18 protein-coding genes are annotated in these 19,286 nt (G+C 36.6%); 6 read left to right on the forward strand and 12 right to left on the reverse strand.

The window, feature by feature from the left end:
* Positions 1-142: 142 nt before the first annotated feature.
* From NH288_RS07950 to dnaA, 11 genes are all read right to left on the reverse strand, one after another.
* Positions 143-442, reverse strand: coding sequence for a cupin domain-containing protein (locus NH288_RS07950; RefSeq protein WP_265214467.1), 300 nt, complete (start codon positions 440-442; stop codon positions 143-145).
* Positions 443-466: 24 nt separating this feature from the next.
* Entirely contained in the window at positions 467-631 is a 165-nt protein-coding gene (locus NH288_RS07955) for a hypothetical protein (protein ID WP_265214468.1), read from the reverse strand.
* Positions 628-1,395 carry a SigB/SigF/SigG family RNA polymerase sigma factor gene (locus NH288_RS07960; protein ID WP_106461240.1) on the reverse strand — a complete coding sequence of 256 codons (768 nt, stop codon included), beginning with the start codon at positions 1,393-1,395 and terminating at the stop codon, positions 628-630. Before NH288_RS07960 ends, NH288_RS07955 begins: the two co-directional genes overlap by 4 nt.
* Positions 1,388-1,729 (reverse strand): anti-sigma regulatory factor, encoded by a 342-nt coding sequence (locus NH288_RS07965; protein WP_265214469.1) that lies wholly within the window; start codon positions 1,727-1,729, stop codon positions 1,388-1,390. The genes NH288_RS07960 and NH288_RS07965 overlap by 8 nt, the downstream gene beginning before the upstream one ends.
* Before the next feature lie 2 nt (positions 1,730-1,731).
* Complete coding sequence (locus NH288_RS07970) at positions 1,732-2,037, reverse strand: STAS domain-containing protein (protein WP_265214471.1); 306 nt, start codon at positions 2,035-2,037, stop codon at positions 1,732-1,734.
* A gap of 1 nt (position 2,038) precedes the next feature.
* Positions 2,039-4,477 carry a DNA gyrase subunit A gene (gyrA, locus tag NH288_RS07975; protein ID WP_265214473.1) on the reverse strand — a complete coding sequence of 813 codons (2,439 nt, stop codon included), beginning with the start codon at positions 4,475-4,477 and terminating at the stop codon, positions 2,039-2,041.
* An 8-nt stretch (positions 4,478-4,485) separates the two neighbouring features.
* Positions 4,486-6,387: a DNA topoisomerase (ATP-hydrolyzing) subunit B gene (gyrB, locus tag NH288_RS07980; RefSeq protein ID WP_321160847.1), complete on the reverse strand. Its 1,902-nt coding sequence runs from the start codon at positions 6,385-6,387 to the stop codon at positions 4,486-4,488.
* Positions 6,374-7,468, reverse strand: coding sequence for a DNA replication/repair protein RecF (gene recF, locus NH288_RS07985; protein WP_265214475.1), 1,095 nt, complete (start codon positions 7,466-7,468; stop codon positions 6,374-6,376). The genes gyrB and recF overlap by 14 nt, the downstream gene beginning before the upstream one ends.
* The gene (locus NH288_RS07990; protein WP_265214477.1) at positions 7,468-7,674 is read right to left on the reverse strand and encodes an RNA-binding S4 domain-containing protein; all 207 of its coding nucleotides are present in this window, start codon (positions 7,672-7,674) and stop codon (positions 7,468-7,470) included. Before NH288_RS07990 ends, recF begins: the two co-directional genes overlap by 1 nt.
* A 7-nt stretch (positions 7,675-7,681) precedes the next feature.
* Positions 7,682-8,794 (reverse strand): DNA polymerase III subunit beta, encoded by a 1,113-nt coding sequence (dnaN, locus tag NH288_RS07995; protein ID WP_106461246.1) that lies wholly within the window; start codon positions 8,792-8,794, stop codon positions 7,682-7,684.
* 223 nt (positions 8,795-9,017) lie between these two features.
* Positions 9,018-10,397: a chromosomal replication initiator protein DnaA gene (gene dnaA / locus NH288_RS08000; RefSeq protein ID WP_106461247.1), complete on the reverse strand. Its 1,380-nt coding sequence runs from the start codon at positions 10,395-10,397 to the stop codon at positions 9,018-9,020.
* Positions 10,398-11,118: 721 nt separating this feature from the next.
* Here dnaA and rpmH point away from each other — a divergent pair.
* The 6 genes from rpmH to NH288_RS08030 all read left to right on the forward strand — a co-directional run bounded on the left by rpmH (position 11,119) and on the right by NH288_RS08030 (position 15,267).
* Entirely contained in the window at positions 11,119-11,253 is a 135-nt protein-coding gene (rpmH, locus tag NH288_RS08005; RefSeq protein WP_037326218.1) for a 50S ribosomal protein L34, read from the forward strand.
* Positions 11,254-11,277: 24 nt separating this feature from the next.
* Complete coding sequence (gene rnpA, locus NH288_RS08010) at positions 11,278-11,628, forward strand: ribonuclease P protein component (RefSeq protein ID WP_106461248.1); 351 nt, start codon at positions 11,278-11,280, stop codon at positions 11,626-11,628.
* Complete coding sequence (yidD, locus tag NH288_RS08015) at positions 11,618-11,833, forward strand: membrane protein insertion efficiency factor YidD (protein ID WP_234025866.1); 216 nt, start codon at positions 11,618-11,620, stop codon at positions 11,831-11,833. Before rnpA ends, yidD begins: the two co-directional genes overlap by 11 nt.
* A 41-nt stretch (positions 11,834-11,874) precedes the next feature.
* Positions 11,875-12,594, forward strand: coding sequence for a YidC/Oxa1 family membrane protein insertase (locus tag NH288_RS08020; protein ID WP_265214481.1), 720 nt, complete (start codon positions 11,875-11,877; stop codon positions 12,592-12,594).
* Positions 12,591-13,586, forward strand: coding sequence for an RNA-binding cell elongation regulator Jag/EloR (gene jag, locus NH288_RS08025; protein WP_265214483.1), 996 nt, complete (start codon positions 12,591-12,593; stop codon positions 13,584-13,586). The genes NH288_RS08020 and jag overlap by 4 nt, the downstream gene beginning before the upstream one ends.
* Positions 13,587-14,055: 469 nt before the next feature.
* Positions 14,056-15,267: an AIPR family protein gene (locus tag NH288_RS08030; RefSeq protein ID WP_265214484.1), complete on the forward strand. Its 1,212-nt coding sequence runs from the start codon at positions 14,056-14,058 to the stop codon at positions 15,265-15,267.
* 647 nt (positions 15,268-15,914) lie between these two features.
* On the opposite strand, the gene NH288_RS08035 is transcribed toward NH288_RS08030, so the two are convergent.
* On the reverse strand, positions 15,915-19,283 hold the full coding sequence (locus NH288_RS08035; protein ID WP_265214485.1) for a DEAD/DEAH box helicase family protein: 3,369 nt from the start codon (positions 19,281-19,283) through the stop codon (positions 15,915-15,917).
* Positions 19,284-19,286 lie beyond the last annotated feature (3 nt).

The raw sequence follows: 19,286 nt of genomic DNA on the forward strand, positions 1-19,286 counted from the left end.
ACTTTCATTAACACCAATTTTAAAAGAATGATATTAAAAATAAATAAGTTCTCGAAATTATATTCTAATTTATAAACAATGAATTTTTACAAAAAAGACCAATAAAGGATTATAAAATCCGGTATTAGTCTTTAGCATTAATTTATTTCACAAATATACAAAGCCAAATAGTTTTATACTGACTTACTACCCTATGGATTTTGTGGGGTGGGATTTCTAAGATGTCGCCTTCTTTTAATTCGACGATTTTTCCTTCTATTTCAAGCGTCGCCCTTCCCTTTTCGATTTTTACTATTTCGAGCTCTTCCTGATCATAATAGTCTGTAACTTGGTCAAGGGAGCTAGTTCTTAGGATTTTTATTTTATCATTTCCAAAGATTAGGTCTTCTATTTCTTTATCTTTATCGAAGTTTATATTTTCGTAGATGTTGTAGATTTTCATATTTCTCCTTAAAAAAAGCAGCTCTTAACAAGCTGCTGATTTTTTCTTTAATCCCATTAGGAGTGTCCCGATTGCAAGTCCATAGGCTAGGCCCTTGGCTAGGTCTGGGATATTTGGATTTTGGTTTAATACTAAGGCCAGGATAAAAAATGCAAGTCCTGCTCTTGTTGGGTTTTGGATTTTTTTCATTCTGTCATCCTTTCAAATTCTATGGAGAATTTCTTGAGGATTTTCTTCTCTAGTCTTGATACAGTCATCTGGCTTATATCCAAGCTTTCTGCTATGTCTACCTGGGTTCTGCCTTCGTAGTATCTAAGCTCTAGGATTTGCTTTTCTAGGTCGGTGAGCCTTTCTTTTGACTTGTCTATCATATCTTTTAGCTCGATTGAGTCGAAGTTTTTATCTTCTTCGCCGACTATATCTGCTAGGTCTATGGCATTTTCTCCCTTTTGAACCTGGTATTTCATGTCCAAGGATTGAGGAGTGTAGACCTTGCTTGCTTCCATGGTTTCTAGGATTGTTTCCTCATCTTCTCCTAGATAATCGGCTATGTCCTTACTTGTTGGAACTCTTTGAAGCTCTTGGGTTAGAGTTTTTTTTGCTGTATTTATCTTTTTGTAGAGGTTTTGGATGCGTCTTGGCACCCTTATTACCCAGCCCTTGTCCCTAAAATATCTCTTTAGTTCACCCATGATTGTTGGGGTGGCAAAGGATGAGAAGGCATAGCCCTTTGATGGGTCGAACCTATCTACAGCATTGATTAGGCCTAGGCTTGCTACCTGGTAGAGGTCGTCTTTTTCTATGCCCTTGCCTACATATTTATTTGATAGGATATCGACTATATACATGTGCTCTTCTATGAGCTCATCTCTTAGCTTTTTATCCCTAGTTTTTGCAAATTCTTCAAATTTCTGATTGATTTCATCCTTACGGTCTTGGCTTTCCTTAGTCATAAGTCTTCCTCATGCTTATTTTTAGGAAATCTTCTCCTGTTTCAAGGTCATCTGCTAGGGCCTTTAGAATGGCATCTCTCATTGATATTGCCTTTGGATCAGCTGTCTTATCCTTGCCCCTCACTTCTATTGATAGGATATCTTCTTCTACTAGAAAGTCTATTTGTACATCTTCTTCTGTTATTTTGTAGTTTATGGCCTCGCTTACTAGGACTTTGAGGTCTTCGATTTGTTCTATATCAAAGTCAAGATCTGAGCCAAGACCTGCCACAAATAGCCTTACAGCTTTGAGATAGAGGCTATTTTGTGGTAGTTTTATGCTTATTTTTTCCATGTCTACTCCATATTGAAGACTTCTGTTAGGTCTGTTATTTTAAAGAGCTTGTAGATGTTTTCTTTTGGGTTTGTTATTGTGGTTTTATGGCCCTTTTCATTTACAAGCTTGTATATTTTCATAAATTGGCCTAGGCCTGTTGAATCTAGGTAGTCTAGCTTTTCTAGGTCTATGCTTAGGTCCTTGTCTATGTCCCTTAGGTTTTCTTCTATGAAGTCTCTGAATTTTTCTTCAGAGTAGACATCTAGGTCACCTTCAACTTTTAATAATAAGTGGTCGTCTTTGTCAATAATAAAGCTTTGAAACATTTTATTCCTCTTCTTCTAGTGTATTGTCATATTTAGTTACTGAAACAATCTTATCCTTATCATTGGCTAGATTTTTAAGTTTTACACCTACGGTATTTCTACCTGTTGTAGATATATCTCTTACACTTAGTCTAATCATATCACCTGTTAGAGATACCATCATTATGTCAGTATCTAAATCTACTGCCAAGCTGTCTACTAATTGACCTGTCTTTTCGGTTATCTTGTGGCATCTGACACCTTTTCCGCCCCTGTTTTGGTTTTTGAAATTAGTGAAGGAGGTCTTCTTACCGTAACCATTTTCTGTTACTACTAGAAGATAGGTTTCATCTCCTTTGATATTCATTGATACTACTTCATCACCCTTATCAAGCTTGATTGCCCTTACTCCTGCTGCCGCTCTTCCCATGCTTCTAACATCTTTGGTGTTAAATTGGATGGTCATACCGTTTTTAGTTGAGATAATTAGTTCTTCGTCTTTTTCAATTTGTCTTACTGATATTAGCTTATCGTCTTCCTTGAGGGATATGGCTATGATACCATTTCTTCTAATCTTAGTGAAGTTTTCTGCTTCAGTTTTCTTAATCTGACCGTTTTTTGTTTGAAGAACCATTTGGCTATCCTTGCTTAATTCAGATAGGGTCACCATTTCGGTAATTTTCTCGCCACTTTCCAGGTTTAGGATGTTGATTATCGCTTGACCCCTGGATGTACGGCTACCTTCTGGAATCTTGTAGGCTTCTAGAGAATAAACCTTGCCCATGGATGTGAAGAATAAGAGGTCTTCGTGGGTGTTGGTTGTGATTATCTTTTTGATGAAGTCGCCTTCTTTGGTATTGCCTGCTGCAATTCCCTTGCCTCCCCTATTTTGTACCTTGTAGGTGTCGATAGGAAGTCTCTTGATGTAGCCTTCCTTGGTTAGGGTTATTAGGATATCTTCTTCTTCAATTAGCTCTGTTATATCCATCTCTCCCTCATCTGGGACGATTTTACTCCTTCTATCATCGGCATATTTTTCTTTGATTTCTGTCATTTCGTCGATGATTAGGTTGATTAGGGTTTCTTCAGAGTTTAGGATTGAAAGTAGGTATTCAATTGTTCTTTCTAGCTCGTCATTTTCTGCATTTAGCTTTTCAATTTCTAGTCCTGATAGACGTTTTAATTGCATGTCTAGGATGGCTTGAGATTGAACATCGGTTAGCTTGAATTTGTCATAGAAGATTTTCTTAATTTGGTCATTGTCATAGGATGATCTGATTATCTTGATTATCTCATCTATGTGGTCAATGGCTATTATAAGACCTTCTACTATGTGCTTACGGTCCCTGGCCTTTGATAGGTCAAATGTGGTCCTACGGGTTACGACTTCCTTTTGGTGGTCTACGTAATATTCGATTAATTCTTTTAGATTTAGAATCTTTGGCTCGCCTCCAACTAGGGCTAGGTTTATGATACCGAAAGTATTTTCTAGTTGGGTGTATTTGTAGAGGTTATTTAGGACTATATTGGCATTGGAATCCCTCTTGATTTCAACTACTATCCTCATTCCTTTTCTGTCTGATTCATCTCTGATGTCAGATATGCCATCAATTCTCTTGTCTTTTACAAGTTCAGCTATTTTTTCGATTAATCTTGCCTTATTTACCTGGTAAGGAATTTCTGAGATGATGATTCTTTCCCTATTTTTCTTAAATGGCTCGATTCTTGCTACCGCTCTTTGCTTAATCTTGCCCCTACCTGTGTGGTAGGCATCTTTTATGCCGGATTTTCCTAGGATTAGGGCGCCTGTTGGAAAGTCTGGACCTGGGATTATCTCTATTAGGTCATCTATGGATATTTCTGGGTCTTTCATGTAGGCTACACAAGCATCGATTGCTTCACCTAGGTTGTGTGGGGCCATGTTTGTGGCCATACCTACTGCTATACCGTTTGACCCGTTTACTAGTAGATTTGGAAATCTTGATGGAAGGACTGTTGGTTCTAGCTCTTCTTCATCGAAGTTTGGCATGAAGTCAACTGTATCCTTGTTTATATCCCTTAGCATTTCCTTGGCTATCTTGCTCATTCTGACTTCTGTATAACGCATGGCTGCTGCCGCATCCCCGTCTATAGAACCGAAGTTACCTTGGCCTTGGGCTAGGGGATATCTGGTTGAGAAGTCTTGGGCTAGCCTTACTAGGGCATCATAGATTGCAAAGTCGCCGTGAGGGTGAAATTTACCCATTACATCTCCGACTACCCTGGCTGATTTTCTGGTTGGTTTATTTGGATCAAGGCCCAGAAGTTGCATATCATAGAGGATTCTCCTATGAACTGGTTTTAGGCCATCACGCACATCTGGTAGGGCTCTTGATACTATTACAGACATTGAATACTCAAGATAAGATGTTTTCATCTTGGTCTCAAGGTCTATATTCATTATGTTTTGATTTTCTGTCATTTTGCCTCCTATACGTCTATATCTTTAACGTACTTGGCGTTTTCTTGGATGAAGTTACGTCTAGGTTCTACCTTTTCTCCCATGAGGAGGGCGAAGGTGTCATCGGTTGTGGTTGATTCCATATCTTCTACTACTCTTAGGAGGACACGCCTGTCTGGATCCATGGTTGTTTCCCATAATTGTTCGGCATTCATTTCACCAAGACCCTTGTATCTGTTGATCTTGTAATTATCTGCTCCAAACTCTTTGATTACCTTATCTCTTTCATCGTCTGAATAAACGTATCTTTCCTTCTTGCCTACGCTTATCCTGTATAGAGGTGGAAGGGCTACATATACGTGGCCTTCATCTATTAGGTCTTTCATATATCTGTAGAAGAAGGTTAAAAGCAAGGTTCTGATGTGGGCACCGTCGACATCCGCATCGGTCATGATTATGATCTTGCCGTAGCGAAGCTTTTCTAGGTCAAATTCCTTGCCTATACCTGTACCGAAGGCTGTAATCATGTTTTTTATCTCTTCTGAGTTTAGGACCCTATCTAGGTGGGCCTTTTCTACGTTCATTATCTTTCCTCTTAAAGGAAGGATGGCTTGGATTCTGTTGTCCCTACCGCCTTTGGCAGAACCTCCCGCAGAATTACCCTCGACTATGAAGATTTCATTTTCGCCAATGTCTGTTGATTGGCAATCGGCAAGCTTGCCTGGAAGGGTAGCTGAATCTAGGATTGATCTCTTGCGGGTTAAATCTCTTGCCTTTCTGGCTGCTTCTCTGGCACGTCTGCTTGCAAGGGCCTTGTCTATAATAGCTTTGGCTGGTTTTGGATTTTCTTCAAGGAAGGCTGTTAAATGCTCTGAAATAAAGGTATCTACTGCACCCCTTACCTCTGAGTTTCCAAGCTTAGATTTGGTTTGGCCTTCAAATTGAGGCTCAGATATTTTTACAGAAATTACAGCTGTAATTCCCTCTCTGATGTCCTCACCTTGGAGGTTGTCCTCGTTATCTTTTATGAAATTATATTTTCTAGCGTAGTCATTTACAGTTCTTGTAAGTGATGACCTAAGTCCTGCCAAGTGGCTTCCGCCCTCTGGGGTTTGGATATTGTTGGCATAGGATAGGATATTTTCGCTATAGGCATCTGTATATTGGAAGGCAAATTCAACTTCGGTATCTTCTTGGTAGCCATCAAAGTGTGGAATCATCTCCATTATTGGATCTTTGTTCCTATTTAGGTAGGCTACAAATTCTGATATACCTCCTTCAAATTTGAAGCTTGTTAGGAAATCTTCTCTTTTATCTTCAAAGATGATTTCTACTCCCTTATTTAAGAAGGCCATTTCTCTGAACCTATTTTCTAGGATTGTCCTGTCATAGATTGTTGTATCAAAGATTGTTCCATCTGCCTTAAAGGTTATCTTTGTACCTGTTTCATCAGTATCGCCTATTACTTCTATATCTTTTGTAACTTGACCTCTGGCAAATTCCATTTTATAGATGTGGCCATCTCTTTTTACTTCTGCTATTAGATATTCAGAAAGGGCGTTTACTACTGAAACACCTACACCGTGAAGACCTCCTGATACCTTGTAGGCTGAATCGTCAAACTTACCACCAGCATGGAGGACTGTTAGTACGGTCTCTAGGGTTGATTTGTGGGTTGTTGGGTGTTCTTTGACTGGGATTCCTGATCCGTCATCTTCTACACTTACAACATTATCCTTGTCTATGGTAACTTTTATGTAGTCACAACGTCCGGCTAGGGCCTCATCTACCGAGTTATCTACTACTTCGTAGACTAGGTGGTGGAGTCCCCTCTGGCTGGTTGATCCTATATACATACCAGGTCTTAGACGAACGGGTTCTAGTCCCTCTAAGACCCTGATATTACCAGCATCATAATTATTCTCTGTCATATTTATCCTTTCTAATTCTGCCATCCTTGATATAGGATATCTTATCAGCTGATACTTCTTCTAGGCTCTTGGTGTTGGTGGCTGTGATTATGGTTTGATAGTCAGCTAGGTTTTCTAGAAGAAATTTCGACCTAGATTCATCTAACTCTGAAAATACATCATCAAGTAGAATCACCGCCCTATCTCCGCTTATCTCCCTTACAAGCCTTACCTCGGCTAGTTTTATATTGATAATAGCCGACCTCTGCTGGCCTTGGGAGGCGAAGAGCCTGGTGTTTTTGCCATTTATTTTGATAATTATATCGTCTCTGTGGATGCCAGATTTTGTTGTTTGGTATCTTAAATCCTCATCCCTATGGGCTAAAAACTTCTCCTGATATTCTTTTTGGCTACTTGCCTTTATATCCGGTATATACTCTATCTCTAGCTTTTCAGCACCCTTGGTTAGGGCATTTTGGAAGTCATTGGCGTATTTTTCTATATAGCCTATAAATTTATTTCTTCTCTTATAAATTTTGTAGGCTTCCTTTACCAAGGACTGATCAAAGGCATCTAGCTGCTCTTTGAAAAATGAGGAAGACCTGTTTTTTAGCAATTTATTTCTAGAATAAAGAATCTTATCGTAGTCTTTTTTGACCTGCTTATAGGAAAAATCAATGCTTGTTATGATTTCATCTAAGAGGTCCCTCCTAAGATTTGGTCCTTCCTTTATAATAAGAAGGTCTTCTGGAGTGAATAAGACTAGCTTGAATAATGATCTTAAATCCTTGTTCCTAGTATATTTTACTTCATTTACGAAAATATTCTTATCAGAAGAATCTACTTCTATCCTTACTTTTTTAAAGGAGCGGCCCTTTCTGATTGTGCCAGAAAGCTCCATCCTTTCCTGGCCAAACTGGATTAAATCCTTATCCCTTAGCTTCTTAAAGGAAGTGGCATTGGCTAGGTAATAACAAGATTCAAGCAGATTTGTCTTGCCCTGGGCATTATCTCCTATAAAAATATTTATATTGTCGTTAAAGCTTACCTTTTCGTAGAAATAATTCCTAAAATTGTGTAATTTTATATCCTGTATCCACATTATTTGATTATAATCTTGTAATCATCAAAGATTACAACATCGCCTGGGTGGGCCTTTTTGCCAGCTACAAAGCAAGGCTCATCGTTAAGGATTATGCCCTCTTCTTTGATAATAGCCTTGGCAATGCCGCCTGTTGGCACTAGGTTTAGGACCTTTAGAAGGTCCTTTAGTTTTATCTCTTTACTTTCAAATTCAATTATTTCCATAAGGTCCTCACTTAGCAAGTCTAACTGGTAGGACTAGGTAGGTAAAGTCCTCACCCTCATGGCTAGAGTTTGTTGGGTAGATTAGGCATGGATTTAGGCTTGATTTGAAGTTTAGCTTAATCTTTTCGCTGTCACAAGCCTTTACCCCATCTTGCATGTATTTGGCATTGAAGGCTATATCAAGACCTTCACCCTCTTGTTCTACTTCTATAACTTCTTTTACATCCCCTATTTCAGAATTTGACATGATTGTCATAACTTTCTCATCGATGCTTACTTTTATAAGATTAGCCCTGCCTGGATCTGATAAGACTTGAGCCCTGTCTAGGGCTGATGTTAATTCTCTTTTTTCTAGGACTATGGATGTTTCTGAGATGTCGTTTATTATATTTCTGTAATCAATATAATTTTTATCTATTACCTTGCATAGCATAGTAGTAGACTCTGATACAAACATTAGGTCATTATCATTTTTATAAAGACTTGTCTTGCTGTCATCTGAAACTATCCTTGACCATTCTAAAAGTGATCTCTTTGGTATAATGTATTCTGTATTTTCAAAATCTGCCGGATAATCTAGGGCAAGCTTCTTAAGGGCTACCCTATAGCCATCAAGGGCTACCATATTTAGAGAACCTTCCTTTAATTCAAAGAGAATTCCTGTTAGGGCAAGCTTTGTTTCATCAAGACTTGTTGCAAATTCTGTTTGGTTTATGGATCTTTTTAGCTTGTCATTATCTATTTGTATAGGCTTAGAATCTGGCTTTCTGATTTCTTCCTTCTCAAAATATTCAAAGGATATAAGGTTAAAGTTTGATCTTTTGCACTTGATATTGATCTTGCCATTTTCAAGTTCAATCTTTACTAGCTCATCTGGAAGCTTTCTTATTATATTACTAATAAGGTCTGCCTTTACAGCCATTACTCCTTCTTCTATAATATTGGCTTTGGCATATGTTTTGATTGAGATTTCGCCATCGAAAGAAGTCAATGAGAGTCCATCCTTATCTGCACTAAAGTATATTAATTCATGGATTTGTATATTGGTTGACTTGGATACGGCCCTATTGGCAATATTGATTGCTCCTAGTAGATCTTTTTGTTTGATTTCAAATTTCATGTCTTCTCCTTAACTATTATTTAAACTTAGTAGTATTAGTAGTAGGGAGTGTATAAATGTGGATATCTTTTATTGATATTAGTATTTCAATCTTTATTGGTGTTTATATCTTCTGAATATCTCTATGAATAAATGGCTAGTTTTCCACATTTTACACAAGAGGTTTTTGAAGATTTGTTAAAAATAACTTATCAACAGACTTATCCACAAGCTTATACACAAATCACTCTTTTATTTCTTTTATTAGAGATTCAATCTCATTTTTAATGTCACTATCTTCTTCCATCATCAGGCTAATCTTATCTATGCCGTGGATGACAGTTGTATGATCCCTATCAAAGGCATTTGCAATAGTTACTAGGCTATCATCAAGTAGCTCTCTAGCTATAAACATGGCTATCTGTCTAGGATTTACAATCTCTTTCTTGCGGCTTTTGCCCTTAAGGTCGGAAAGCTTAATATTATATTTATTTGCTACAGCCTGCTGGATATCTCCTATAGATAGCTTTTTCTTGGTATTTTTGACCCTGGTTCCTACACCCTTTATAGCATCTTCCATAGATACCTCTATCCTGCCGTCGCTTTTGGCATAGGCAATGGCTGTAGAAAGGGCTCCTTCTAGGTCTCTGATGTTTGTATCAATCTCATGAGCTATATAGGAAAGTATTGAATTATCAATGATAGCTCCCAAATCTTCAAGCTTTTTTTGAAGTATTGCCACCCTTGTCTCATAATCAGGCCTTGAGATATCAGCTATAATACCGTAGTTAAACCTTGAAACCAGCCTATCTTCTAGGTGCTTAATCTCCCTTGGTGGCTTATCTGATGTTATAACTATTTGCTTGCCTGCATTGTAGAGGTCATTAAAGGTATGGAAAAATTCCTCCTGGGTCGCCTCCTTATTGGCAATAAATTGAATATCATCTATAAGAAGGATATCAACTGACCTATACCTGGACCTAAACTCTTGGTTTTTATTAGTCCTAAGGGCTGCAATCATCTCATTTGTAAACTTCTCACTAGATAGGTACATGACATAGACATCATCTCTAGCTTCTAGGACCTGGTGGGCAATAGCTTGGATTAAGTGGGTCTTGCCAAGTCCACTTGCCCCGTATATAAAGAGAGGATTATAGACTTTGGACTGCTCCCTCCTAGAAATGGTATCGGCAACAGCCTGGCTAATTGATAAGGCGTATTGGTTGGACTTGCCTTGGACAAAATTTTCAAATACATTGGCCTCTTCAAGCTGAGGTCTAGGGTAGGATTTGACCTTATCAATCCTCATCTGACCATCCCCATCGTATTCCTTGCCTAGGGTAAGGACCTTGTCATAATCATCCCCATCCTTGGCCACAACCTTGACATCTAGCCTAGCTCCAATCTTTTCCTCAATAGCATAAAGGGCCTCTTGCAACTTTGGAAGCCAAATGCCATCAAAAATAAAGAGAGTATCCTTCTTAGGAATCTCTAGATAAAGGGTGCCTTCATGCAAATTTAGGGGCTTTAGTATGTTAATCCATGTATTAAACTGCTGTGAATCGGTAACATGCATTTTCATTTCATTTTTTAATTCATTAGTAATGAATTCTAAACTTCGCATATAAACCTTCCTTTCGTATTGCTTATCCACATAGATAAAAGTCTTTAAAATTAGCTCTTATATAAAAAAATAGACAGCTTATCCCCAAAATAGGGATAAGTTGTGGATAAGTCCATTGTTGATAAAAATAATCTTGATATTTAAAGCAAAATTAGGATAAGCAAAAAAATTTATATGTAAAAAATTAATCTTATCCCCAAAATAATATTAAATTAATGCTCAAAACTTAGTTTTACCCTTACTTTTACACAAGCAATTATACCATAAACAAGCCATTAATTCAACTTATCCACAATAAGTAGATAAAAATATGGATAAGTCTCAATTTATAAAAAGATAAGACCAAAAATCATTGTTGATATGTGGATAAGTCTGTGTATTTATTAAAATTTTGGATAAGAAAAATCGGTTTTGTCTTTATTTTAGGATTTTAAAGTCAAAATAATCACTAAAGTAAAAAAATATTCACACAAAAAATTCTCTTGAAAATGTGTGGATAAAATTTTATCAAGAATCTTATCCACAATTAATATTTATACCAAAAATCACCGGGAAAAAGAATAATTTTTAATTTACGCCCTAATACTTATGCAAATATTAAGAAAAATTTAAATAGGGTCCTAGCTTTTGAAAAATACTTATAAAAAAAGAATAAAAACCTTGACATATATGCTTATTTTCAATATAATAGTAAGAGTCAAAAATTATAGGAGGTGTAAAGATGAAAAGAACCTATCAACCAAATAGAAGAAAAAGATCTAAAGATCACGGTTTTAGAAAAAGAATGTCTTCTCCAGGCGGAAGAAGAGTACTTAAAGCTAGAAGAAAGAAAAACAGAAAAAGACTTTCAGCTTAAGCTTTATAAGTAAAGAAGCTCTTAATGGAAAAAAGACTAAGCTTAAGGAAAGACAAAGACTTTCAGAAAGTCTACAAAAAAAACTTTGCATGTTATAATAGAGATTTCACAGTCCTAGTCAAAGATAATGGAACAAATACTCCAAGATTTGGTTTTACAATCAGCAAAAAAATTGGCAAGGCACATACAAGAAATTCTCTAAAAAGAAAGCTTAGAGAGATAATAAGGCTACATTACAAAAATCTCAATGGAGTAGATATAGTAATAATACCAAAAAAGCATACCACAGAATTTGACTACAAAAAACTAAAATCCTCTCTAGGTCATGCTCTTAACCAGGCATTTAAGAAAAAAAAGATATACTATGCTAAATAAAGTTTTTATAAAAATGATAAGATTTTATCAAAAATTCATTTCTCCACAATTAGGCAGTTCAAAATGCAAATACTACCCTACTTGTTCCAATTATGCCCTAGAGGCCTTTAGGAAATACGGGCCAGTAAAGGCTTTTTTTATGTCTTTGTGGAGAATTTTAAGATGTAATCCATTTTCAAAGGGCGGCTATGACCCTGTAAAATAAAATCTAGCCAGCTAATACCACAGATAAAAAACGGAGAAAATATGTTCAATTTTATAGCGATAATACTTGGTAAGCTCATGAGGTTCATCTATGATATCCTCGCAGTAAACTTCACAGAGCCAGGATCTGTAAGTTTCTATGCCTTATCAATAATCATAATGACCCTATTAGTAAGTCTTATGACAATACCAATAACCATATCAAGTCAAAAACAAGCAGAAAAAGCAAGAAGATTCAAGCCAAAAATGGACGAGATCCAAAAAAAATACGGCTATGACCAACAAGTACTACAAAAAAAGATGCAAGAACTCTACAAAGAAGAAGGCGTAGGACCAGGACTTGGTGGATGTCTACCAATGATAATCCAACTACTCGTAATAATAGCCCTCTTTAGAGTAATGCAAGATACCACAAAGTACGTATTCCCAGAAGGAGTAACCCATCTAAAAACCAACTTCTTTTGGATCGAAAACCTACTAAACCCAGACCCACTATGGTATGGTCTACCCCTACTAACATCCCTATCACAATTTGGTGTAACCCTATTCTCAATGAAGACAAACCCACAAATGCAACAGCAAAGCGGGGCAATGGGATCAATGAACACAATGATGCTAGTAATGCCACTAGCTTACTACTTCTTCTTTGTAAAGCTCCCAGCAGGTCTTCCACTATACTACACCCTATCATCAGTATTTAGATTAATAATAATGGTAGGAATGCACTTATTTATGAGTAAAGATGAGGCAACAGAAAAATGAAAAAATCAGTAATCAAATCAGCAAAAACAGCCGACGAAGCTATAAAACTAGCCCTAGATGAAATAGGCAAAAAGAGAAGCGAAGTAAGTGTAGAAATCCTAGAAGAAGCATCAACAGGCTTTCTAGGACTAATAGGCGGTAAAGATGCCCTAGTAAGAGTATCCTATGAAGAAGACATCAACGAAGTTTTAAACGACCTAAAAAGCGAAATAGAAGTTGAATCCTTCAAAGAAGCCAGCAAAGACTACGACGTCAAAGAAAGAAGCAACTACTTCCAAAAAGAAGAAGGCCTAGAAGAAGAAAAAGAAACAATCACAGAAAAAGCCAAAGACCTAGGTGAAAAAGTCACAGAAGAAGCAAAAGAATTTGGCGAAAAAGTCACAGAAGAAGCAAAAGATTTAGGCGAAAAGGTAAAAGACAAAATCGAAGAAGCAAAAGAAGAAGTAGAAGATGTCTTTGAAGATGACAGCCAAGACGATGAAACAGAAGAAGTCGAAAGCAAAGACTACGCCCTAAACAAAAAGCGTTCAAACATCGACAACTACTACAAAGCCAAAGAGCTCTTAGAAGAAATCCTAAAAGCCATGCACTTTGAAAACACAAGCGTCATCGGCAACCTCGACGGCCAACTAATCAAGCTAGAAGCAAAAGTAGATGAAAACGACACAGGCATCGCCATAGGCAAAAGCGGATCCACCCTAGATGCCATAGAATTCATCATCAGAAAAGCCATCGACTCAAGAGCCAACAGCCTAAGAGTAAACGTAGACATCAACGGCTACAAAAAGCGTCGTGACGAAAAAATCGTAAGACTAGCAAGAGAAACAGCAGAAAAAGTAGCCAAAACCCAAAAATCATGGAACTTACGCTACATGAACTCCTACGAAAGACTCCTAGCCCACGAAGAAATCAGCAAACACAAAAACGTAACAAGCCACTCAGAAGGCCGCGAACCACAAAGATACGTAGTAGTAGACTATGTAGAAGAATAAAAACAAGAGAGCACTCGAAAGGGTGCTCTTTTTTTAAGGAAATTCAAACAAAATTAATACCATATTATAATCTGTAAATCTTTAGAATTTGATTAAATAAATCAGCAGGATCCATTTCTAAAGCGTAAGCTAATTTAATCAATAAATCTAAACTTATCATGTTATGACCTAATTCTATGCTAGCTAAATATCTGCTTGAAATCCATTGTTCGTTATTAAATAAATTTCTACTGGTTATATAAACAAAATTATCTCTATTTTTATATTGCTCGCCTAAACTAATTCTTCTTTCTCTAAGATATTCACCTATGAGTATTAAATTTTCATCATATTTTTTCTTCTACTCAATTAAAAACTCCTAAACAAAAATGAACTATAGTTCATTTAAAATACTTTAATTTAATTATATAATAAGATTAGATCAAAGCAATAGCTTTAGATTAATAAATAATAAGAATAGGAGTAAAAAATGAAAAATACATTTACTTTTAAGGTAGAAAGTATCAGGACAATGGCATCACCAAATAAGATTAATGGTATAAGTAGTGAAGATTCTGAAACATTATATTATCTAATGGTAAATATGAATGATCTACCCAATGATCTTCCTCTAGATGTTAACCCTAGAGAACAGAAAATGACAACAAATGTAGCAAAAAAAATCATCGGTGCAGTCTTAGATCCAGAAACTGATTTCCATATCAATAATAGAGGGATTGTTATATCAGCTAAAGAATTATCTTTCAATACAGTTAGTTCTGAAGTAACGATATCTTTAGGTGAAAAAGATGATGAGGACGATTTGGCTAATTATGGGATTTTAGATGGTGGCCACACATACAGAGCGATAATTAATAATAGAAGTAAGATTTCTCCTGACCTACAAAAATTTGTAAGAGTTGAAGTTATTACAAATGTTCAAAATATATCTAGACTTTCAGATGCTAGAAATACGTCTGTGGAAGTGTCAGACTTAGCATTATTTAACTTAGATGATAAGTTTGATTTAATAAAAAAATCAATTTCAAACGAAAAATATAGCAACGATATAGCATATAAGGATAATGAACCTAAGTCAATACATGTATCAGATTTATTAAGATTAATGTTTGCCTTCGATATAGAGAAATTTAAAGACGATTCAACAGCACCAATTCAAAGTTACTCCGGGAAAGCTCAGGTATTTAAAAGATATAGAAGCGCATACGAGAGTGATTTTTATAAAACACTTACTAAAGAGATACCTAGACTCGTAAATTTATATGATAAAATTGAAGTGGAATTAGCAGATAAATATTCAGATTTCAAGAATAATGAAGGAGTTAAAAATCCAAAATTTGGCTTGGTAAGAGGTGTTGAAAGATTAAATAAGCCTGGAAAATCATATTTTTTATCCAACTCTATAGATTATTCTATATCATCAGGTTATTTATATCCAATTTTTGGTGCATTTAGGGCATTAATAAAGTATGACTCAGAAGAAAAGAAGATTAAATGGATATTTGATCCACTAGAGATGTGGGAAGAAATTGGATACCTTCTTGCTCAAAATATTTTCAATACAAGTAACAATCCACAATTAGCAGGAAAAGATAAACAGTTATGGTTATCAACATATAGAATTGTAGAGACTCAAAGCTTAAGAAAACTCCTTGATGAGAAAATGAAAAAAATAGATTAATATTATTTTATTGATGGTGTTCCAGAATATGTAAATCTATTCTGCAACACCATCCCTTTTTATATTTCAAATATTAGATTTAATTAGAAAAATTCATATAGATTATAGATTAAAATATTTCCAATATATGATATAATAAAAACATCTCCTAGTAAAGGAGGTGATTTTTATGGAGATAGCGATCTTTATTCTGGAAAACTTAATTTTTCCCTTGTTAGTTGCTTTGCTTGCTATTTATATAGATAAGCACTGGAAAAACAAGTAAAAGACAAGGCAGTAGGTGCAACTACTGCCTTTTTAAATGTCTTGATTCTCATGGAGAATCGCAATCTTTATTTTCCTTGATATAGGTCAAGGGCTTTTTTGGAGATTTAAGAGGTGGCTTCTCTTACTTTTATTATATATAGAATTGCATAAATTTCAAGTCATATCCGACATAGTCCGACGTAGTCCAACTTAGTCCAACAAACTTGATTTATATATGCATAATCTAGAAAAAAATTGAATAAATATAATTTTAATAACTATTAAAGCAAGAAGATATTGGGTAAAACTTTTTAAGATGTTATCTAATGTCCGATGGGTTTTCCCTTGAGGATGGGCGACAATTCTAATGATTTTGTAACAAACCCTTCTTTAATCAACACTCAAGCCTTAAACCCATTCAAATAATTTATCTTCCCTATTAGCACATCTAATGCGCTTTTGTCGTTGGAGAAGATTTTGCCTATGGAGCCTATGGATTTGAATGGGTCTTTTTGGATTTCTCCTAGGGAGAGGTAGCCGTTTTTTTCGAAATATTCTATTATTGTCTTTATAAATCTGGCCTGGTCGGCGTTTAGGTCGTATTTTTCAAACATTTCTGAGAAGTTTGCTTGGATTTTTTCCTTATTTAGGCCTACTAGCTTTCTCATTATTTCAAAGATTGATTTATCGCCGAAGGCTTTTTGGTAGTCTTCCTTGCTGCCGAGGTCGTTCCAGAGGATTTCTTCTAGCTTGTAGAAATCTTCTTTGCTTAATTCTTCGTTGTTATAGATTTTATTTAGGACCTTGCTATCACCAGCTTTTTGACTTATATAATCTCTTAGCCTTTGGTCATAAGGCCTTAAGTCAACCGACGGAGCTAGACCTTGCGTTGGATCCTGCACTTCAAGATAATCCTCAAAATTACTTGAATAAGTCTTTCTTATAGGCTTATCTAGGAGAGGAATGAGGTCTCTTAGGTCTTTTCTGATTTTCTCTAAGTCAAGTATATCTATATTATCAAAAAAGCCTGGTTCAAGGACTCTGTTTATGGTGTCGATTTTCTCCTTAACCCTGCTTAGGCTATCTTTTTTGGAGAGATTTCCTGCTGTTTCTATAAGGATATTGATCCTTGTATTTGACCTTGTGCCCTCTAGGAGATCTTGCTGGATTTTTAACATGTTTAGGTCAAATCTTTGACTTAGCTCATGGCTAGTATCCTTTTCTATTAATTCTGCTATGTGGCCTTTTATATCTGCTAGGTCCCCTGTTTCAAGATTTCCCCAGCTTTTTAGGTCCCTGTACCTTATATAATATTCTCGATTTTGGATTACATCGTAGGCATTTTGGTTGAGTCTTGCTACTTTTCCTACTAAATTTTCTACGATTTCTTGCCTGTAGGCTTGGTAATTTTCATCCTTATACTTGGATTCTTGGAGATAGTAGGCTATGTGGGTCCTGGTGTTGAATATGTTTGCTGTAAGGGATGGAATGATTTGCGGTATATCCTTAGGAGGTTCTACTTTAAATCTCTCGAAGTTGTCTCCGTAGTCAAAGATTAGGAAATGTGTCTTGTCTATCCCCTCTCCAAATAGGTCTGGGCAAAGTCTAGTACCCCTTCCTATCATCTGCCAAAACATTATTTTAGAATAAACCGGCTTAAAGAATACCAGGTTTACAATTTCAGGAACATCTATACCTGTATCTAGCATATTTACAGATATGGCTATCTGTGGGAGTCCATCTTTTATGGAAAACTTATCTATGAGGTCTTGGGCGTAGTTTACATTATAGCTTATGACTTTTGCATAGTCTGGGCCCTTTTGTGGGTAGAGTATATCAAATCTTTCCTTGATGAGGTCGGCGTGAGCTTGGTTTCTGGCAAAAACTATAGTCTTGCCTATGTCATCCCCACTTCCTGTCTTTATGCCTTCTTTCATAAAGTGGGTTATGACCTTATCTACTGTTTTTGTATTAAAGACCCAATTGTTTATGGCAGACCCTTCTATATAACGGATATATTTATAATCCTCCCAGAAAGTATCTTCAAATTCCTTCTTTTCTTCTTCATCAAGCTTATCATAGTCAATCCCATCATGTGGGAGCTTTAGTCTTGCTTCTATAGTATAAAAATCTACTAAGTGGCCGTTTTTTATGGCTTCTTCTAGGCTGTAGGCGAAGGTTGGGACCTTATCCTCAAGGTTAAAGATCTCGTAGGTATTTTTGTCTATATCATCTCTAGGAGTTGCGGTAAGACCTAGGATTTTGGCATCAAAATAATCAAATATTGACTTATATTTTTGGTAAATTGACCTGTGAGCTTCGTCGATCACTATTAGGTCGAAGTGGCCAACGGTAAAGATCCTCTCTCCCCTTTCGTCAAGGGCATTGTCAATGGAATTGATCATGGTCTGGTAGGTTGAAAAAATCATCCTCGAAGCCTTGATGGTGTCAGGCTTATCCCTCTTGGCCTCAGTGAGGTTTGTTAGGCTTAGGTTTGGCAAAAGCTTTGAGAAGTTTCTCATAGCTTGGTTGACAAGGGCTGTTCTGTCGGCTAAAAATAGGATATTTGTAGCCTGGGAGGCCTTGGTCATTATATCTACAATAGATATGGCAGTCCTGGTCTTGCCAGTGCCTGTGGCCATAACCAAAAGAGCCGCCCTCTTTTTCTTATTAAAGGCCTCAATGCTTGCGAGTATAGCCTGTTTTTGGTAGGACCTATTTGTGATATTATCATCAATTTTAAAGACATCTAGGCTCTTGCCGATCTTTCTGCGATCCATAAGCCTCTGGAGGTCTTCTGGACTATAAAAACCTGAGACAAGCCTCTGGCCTTCATCATCTACAAAATATGTCCTAAAGCCATTGGTAAAGAAATAAAAAGGTCTCCTGCCATATTCTTCCTTCAGACAATCCGCATATAAACTTGCCTGGTGGCTGCCAACTCTTGGATCCTTGCTGGTCTTCTTGGCCTCAACGACAGCCAGTGGCAAGCCGTCCTTGCCATAGAGAACATAATCTGCATAGCCTTCGTTTTTGGAATTTGGCATGCCCTTAAGCCTTACTTCTTCCCTGTAGTTATTATCAAGCTTCCAGCCAGCTAGCTCTAGGTCTAGGTTAATAAATTCCTTCCTAGTTTCAGCTTCTGTATAAGGATCGACCCTGTAGATCCTTTCTGGATCATCCTTGGATTTCTGCTTGGCATTTTCTATGTCATCTTGGATATTTTCTGCTGTTTCATCCCTAGCATCTTCAAGAGACTTATCATCATCTTCGCCAAACTTATCCTTGAGGGCCTCTGCCTCTTTAAAACCTATAAATTCCTTGAAATCATCGCTAGTAGGGACCTTGCTTTCGTCAAAACTTCGCTTGGTGTAGCCGGTCATACCGTAGACACATTCTATGAAATCAACAAAGTCAAAGAGCCCCCTAAGGGCAGTGATAGCTGATGTCTTTTTGATCTTGCTAGCTCCGTGTATGGCCTTATTGCCCAGCTTTCTGATGAAGTGGAGCATATCCATAAGCTTGGGATCATCGATATTTTCAATAAAGTCTGGGTTATTCATCATCTCAATTAGGCTATCCCCATACAAAGGCAGCCTAATAGACTTATCCATCCTATAGATCCACTTGATAATAAGCTCCATAGCCCTGCGGCTGGCGGCAACTGCTGAGGCTGAGGAAATAAGCATAGACCTTTCAGCCTCTACACAAGCTGTAGCAAAATCATCGTAATATTCATTTGTTAACAAAAAATCAAAATTTCCAGCCATAAA

Source organism: Anaerococcus sp. NML200537, assembly GCF_026131715.1.
Taxonomy (GTDB): Bacteria; Bacillota; Clostridia; order Tissierellales; family Peptoniphilaceae; genus Anaerococcus; species Anaerococcus kampingae.